General features: G+C 71.0%; 5 protein-coding genes. All 5 read left to right on the forward strand.

Features of this window, described 5'->3' with window-relative positions:
* On the forward strand, positions 1–367 hold a 367-nt coding region (locus tag ABDW35_RS32440; protein WP_343717979.1), incomplete at its 5' end, for an ABC transporter permease subunit.
* Between the two features lie 13 nt (positions 368–380).
* A complete protein-coding gene (gene eutA, locus ABDW35_RS32445) occupies positions 381–1136 on the forward strand; it encodes an ectoine utilization protein EutA (RefSeq protein WP_343717980.1) in 756 nt (251 codons plus the stop codon).
* Between the two features lie 301 nt (positions 1137–1437).
* Positions 1438–2430, forward strand: coding sequence for a hydroxyectoine utilization dehydratase EutB (gene eutB / locus ABDW35_RS32450; RefSeq protein WP_343717981.1), 993 nt, complete (start codon positions 1438–1440; stop codon positions 2428–2430).
* The gene (eutC, locus tag ABDW35_RS32455) at positions 2427–3410 is read left to right on the forward strand and encodes an ectoine utilization protein EutC (RefSeq protein ID WP_343717982.1); all 984 of its coding nucleotides are present in this window, start codon (positions 2427–2429) and stop codon (positions 3408–3410) included. Before eutB ends, eutC begins: the two co-directional genes overlap by 4 nt.
* Positions 3411–3420: 10 nt before the next feature.
* On the forward strand, positions 3421–4599 hold the full coding sequence (gene doeA, locus ABDW35_RS32460) for an ectoine hydrolase DoeA (protein ID WP_343717983.1): 1179 nt from the start codon (positions 3421–3423) through the stop codon (positions 4597–4599).
* The last annotated feature ends 158 nt before the right edge of the window (positions 4600–4757 follow it).

Below are 4757 nucleotides of genomic sequence, written 5' to 3' on the forward strand. Positions count from 1 at the left end.
GCACTACGCCACCTACACGGCGGAGGTGTACCGCGCCGGCATCGACAACACGCCGCGCGGCCAGTGGGAGGCGGCGAAGGCCTGCAACCTGACGGCGGGGCAGAGCTGGCGGCATGTGATCCTGCCGCAGGCGATCCCGCCGATGATCCCGGCTTTGGCCAACTACTTCATCGCCATGTTCAAGGAGACGCCGCTGCTCTCCGCCATCACGGTCTTGGAGCTGATGAACCAGGCCCGCAGCGTCGCCAACTTCAACTACCGCTACCTGGAGCCGATGACGCTGGTCGGCGCCTTCTTCCTCGTCATCAGCCTGATCGCCGTGGCCGGCCTCCGCTTCCTGGAGCGCCGCTTCCGGCCGCTGCGCTGAGCCGGAGCCCGACATGATCGAGATCGAACGGTCCGCCTTGCCGCTCAGCTTCGACGACCGGCCGCTGCCGAAGCGGGTCGGCCTCGTCGCCCTGGCGACCGACCACACCAGCGAGCCGGATTTCCGCCGGATGGTGGCGAGCGACCGCATCGGCATCTATGTCGCCCGCATAGCCTATGCCAACCCGACCACACCGGAGAATCTGCGCCGGATGCAGCCGCGCCTCAGCGAAGGCGCCGGGCTGATCCTGCCGGAGGAGGAACTGGACCTCGTCTGCTACTCCTGCACCTCGGCCTCGGTGGTGATGGGCGACGACGCGGTCGAGGAGGCGATCCGCGAGGCCAAGCCGGGCGTCACCGTGGTCACCCCGCCGCTGGCCGCACGCCGCGCTCTCGATGCGCTCGGCGCCCGCCGGATCGCGGTGCTGACTCCCTATACGGTCGAGACCAGCCGGCCGATGGCGTCGTACTTCGCCAGCCACGGCTATGACATCGCCCGCTTCACCTGCCTCGGCCTCGACGACGACCGCGAGATGGCGCGGATCAGCCTGCCGTCGATCGTGGCGGCGGCCGAGGCGGCGATGGCGCCGGACGCCGAGGCGCTGTTCATCTCCTGCACCGCCCTGCGCGCCGCCAGCGTGGTGGCGGAGATCGAGCGGCGGATCGGCAAGCCGGTGGTGACCAGCAACCTCGCCACCGCCTGGATGGCCCTGCGCCTTTGCGGCGACGACCGCCCCCGGCCGGATCTCGGCCGGCTGATGGCGCTGTGAGGGGCGGGGGGATGAGGACGGGCACATCTCATTTGAGTCCCCCCTCCCCCCGCGGGAGGGGGGTAGGGGGAGGGGGGTCCCTCCGCCAGAATCGGCCGCGGCCTATTGGGACTCCGAGGCCAATGCCCATCGCATTCGCGCGCAGACGCGCGCAGACCCCTCCCCCTACCCCCCTCCCGCAAGGGGAGGGGGGACTAAAGAGGGCACGGTGCAGGGTGGCCGTCGATCTTTTCCCCTCTCCTTGGGGAGAGGGAGGGGCCCGCGCGCGAAGCGCGTGGGAGGGTGAGGGGGAGCGGTGTCGATGACCCAGGCCGTCACCCTCGGCACCATCCGCGCCGCCGCCGAGCGCATCGCCGGGGAGGTGGTGCGGACGCCGCTCGTCCGTTCGACCACCCTGTCCGAGCGCGCCGGCGTGCCGGTGTTCCTGAAGCTGGAGACCCGGCAGACCACCGGCAGCTTCAAGCTGCGCGGCGCCACCAACGCCGTGCTGTCGCTGCCGCCCGAGGCGCGGCGCGTCGGCATCGCCGCGGCCTCGACCGGCAATCACGGCCGCGGCCTGGCCTATGCCGCCGCCCGCCAGGGCCTGCGCTGCGTCGTCTGCATGTCCGCTTTGGTGCCGGAGAACAAGGTCGCCGCGATCCGCGCGCTCGGCGCCGAGATCCGCATCGTCGGCCGGTCCCAGGACGACGCGCAGGAAGAGGTCGACCGACTGGTGGCACAGGAGGGCCTCACCGCCATCCCGCCCTTCGACCATCCCGACGTGATCGCCGGCCAAGGCACCATCGGCCTCGAGATCGTTGCTGACCTGCCGGACGTGGCGCAGGTGGTGGTGCCGCTGTCGGGCGGTGGCCTGTTCGGCGGCATCGCCGCCGCGGTCAAGGGGCTGCGGCCGCAGGCCCGGATGGTCGGCGTGTCGATGGCGCGCGGCCCGGCCATGCATGACAGCCTTGCCGCCGGCCGGCCGGTCGCGGTTGAGGAGCTGCCGACGCTGGCGGATTCGCTCGGCGGCGGCATCGGCCTCGACAACCGCCACACCTTCGCCCTGGCCCGCGACCTGCTGGACGAGGCCGTGCTGCTGACCGAGGCCGAGATCGCCGCCGCGATCGACCACGCCTATGCGGCGGAGCAGGAGATCGTCGAAGGCGGCGGCGCCGTCGGCATCGGCGCGCTCCTGGCCGGCAAGCTCACCGTATCCGGCCCGACCGTCCTGGTGGTCTCGGGCCGCAACATCGACATGGCGCTGCACCGCAAGATCGTCAGCGGCGCCTGGGAGGAGACACCGTGCCCCGCATGACCATCGTGACGGAGGCGGAGCTGCGCCGCGCCGTCCCGCTCGACCGCGACGCCGTCGCCTGCGTCGAGGACGCGTTCCTGGCGCTGGCGACCAGGGATGTGGCGATGCCGCCGATCCTGCGCCTCGACATCCCCGAGCATCGCGGCGAGGTCGACGTCAAGACCGCCTATGTCCCAGGGCTCGACGGCTTCGCCATCAAGATCAGCCCTGGCTTCTTCGACAACCCGAAGCTGGGCCTGCCCAGCACCAACGGGCTGATGGTGCTGTTCAGCGCCCGCACCGGGCTGGTCGACGCTGTGTTCCTGGACAACGGCTACCTGACCGATGTCCGCACCGCCGCCGCCGGGGCGGTGGCGGCCAAGCACCTCTCGCGCCCGGACTCGCGGGTGGCGGCGATCTTCGGCGCCGGGGTGCAGGCGCGGTTGCAGCTCAGGGCCCTGACCCTGGTGCGGCCGATCGCCGAGGCGCGGATCTGGGCCCGCAACTTCGATCGAGCACAGGCCCTGGCAACTAGGCTGTCGGACGAGCTGGGCCTCGCCGTCCATGCCGAGGCGGCGCCGGAGGCGGCGGCCGACGGTGCCGACATCATCGTCACCACCACCCCGGCGGCTGAGCCGATCCTACGCGCCGAGTGGCTGGCACCCGGCCAGCACGTCACCGCCATGGGCTCGGACGCCGAGCACAAGAACGAGCTGGATCCGGCGATCCTCGCCAAGGCGGATCTCTACGTCGCCGACAGCCTGGCGCAGGTGCGGCGGCTGGGCGAACTGCACCACGCGATCGCCGCCGGCACCGTCACGGCCGACGCGGTCTTCCCGGAGCTCGGCGCCGTCATCGCCGGCACGGCACCCGGCCGGCCCTCCGCCGCCGCCGTCACCGTCGCGGACCTGACCGGCACCGGCGTCCAGGACACCGCCATCGCCACCCTGGCCCGCGGCCGCGTCGCCGCCGCCGGGGTCGGCACCCCCTTCGAAAGCTGAAAGGCACAGCATGTCCGTAGAGCTCAACTTCAGCCGCGAGGAGTATGCCGCGCGGCTCGCCAAGACCCGCGCCGCCATGGCTCGCCGAGGGATCGACCTGCTGTGGGTCAGCGATCCGTCGAACATGGCCTGGCTGACCGGCTATGACGGCTGGTCCTTCTATGTCCACCAGGGCGTGCTGGTGCCGCCGGAGGGCGAGCCGATCTGGTACGGCCGCGGCCAGGACGCCAACGGCGCCAAGCGCACCGCCTATCTAGCCCATGACAACATCATCGGCTATCCCGACCACTACGTGCAGTCGACCGAGCGGCACCCGATGGACCGGCTGGCGCAGATCATCGACTCGCGCGGCTGGGGCCGGCTGTCGATCGGCGTCGAGATGGACAATTACTGGTTCTCGGCCGCCGCCTTCGCCTCGCTGCAGCGCCATTTGCCCAATGCCCGCTTCGCCGACGCCACCGCGCTGGTGAACTGGCAGCGCGCGGTGAAGAGCCCGCAGGAGCTGGACTACATGCGCCGCGCCGCCCGCATCGTCGAGGCGATGCACAAGCGGATCCTGGAGAAGGTCGAGCCCGGCCTGCGCAAGAACGACCTGGTGGCCGAGATCTACGATGCCGGCACCCGCGGGGTCGACGGCTTCGGCGGCGACTATCCGGCGATCGTGCCGCTGCTGCCCTCGGGCGCCGACGCCTCAGCCCCGCACCTGACCTGGGACGACAAGCCGATGCGGTCGGGGGAGGGCACCTTCTTCGAGATCGCCGGCTGCTACAAGCGCTACCACTGCCCGCTGTCGCGCACCGTGTTCCTGGGCAAGCCGACCCAGGCCTTCCTCGACGCCGAGAAGGCGGTGCTGGAGGGAATGGAAGCGGGGCTGGGCGCGGCGCGGCCGGGCAATACCTGCGAGGACATCGCCAACGCCTTCTTCGCCGTCCTGAAGAAGTACGGCATCGTCAAGGACAACCGCACCGGCTACCCGATCGGTCTCAGCTACCCGCCCGACTGGGGCGAGCGCACCATGAGCCTGCGCCCCGGCGACCGCACGGTGCTGGAGCCCGGCATGACCTTCCACTTCATGACCGGGCTGTGGCTGGAGGAGATGGGGTTGGAGATCACCGAGAGCATCGCCATCACCGACAGCGGCGTCGAGATCCTGGCCGACGTGCCGCGCCAACTCTTCGTCAAGCCATGACGGAGCTTCCGCCCTCGCCGATCGTCCCCTCGGTCGATTTCGATCGCGACGGGGTGCAGCACGGCACGCTGCGCCTGCCCTACAGCCGGGACGATTCTGCCTGGGGCTCGGTAATGATACATACGCGCGCATACCGCGGGCCGACGCTGTTCTCGAAG

Source organism: Inquilinus sp. (assembly GCF_039594555.1).
In the GTDB taxonomy this organism is placed as follows: domain Bacteria; phylum Pseudomonadota; class Alphaproteobacteria; order DSM-16000; family Inquilinaceae; genus Inquilinus.

What these genes read in the sequence shown, in the direction of transcription:
- eutA (WP_343717980.1), top strand. Translation starts at nt 381, where the DNA reads ATGATCGAGATCGAACGGTCCGCCTTGCCGCTCAGCTTCGACGACCGG.
- eutB (WP_343717981.1), top strand. Translation starts at nt 1,438, where the DNA reads ATGACCCAGGCCGTCACCCTCGGCACCATCCGCGCCGCCGCCGAGCGC.
- eutC (WP_343717982.1), top strand. Translation starts at nt 2,427, where the DNA reads ATGACCATCGTGACGGAGGCGGAGCTGCGCCGCGCCGTCCCGCTCGAC.
- doeA (WP_343717983.1), top strand. Translation starts at nt 3,421, where the DNA reads ATGTCCGTAGAGCTCAACTTCAGCCGCGAGGAGTATGCCGCGCGGCTC.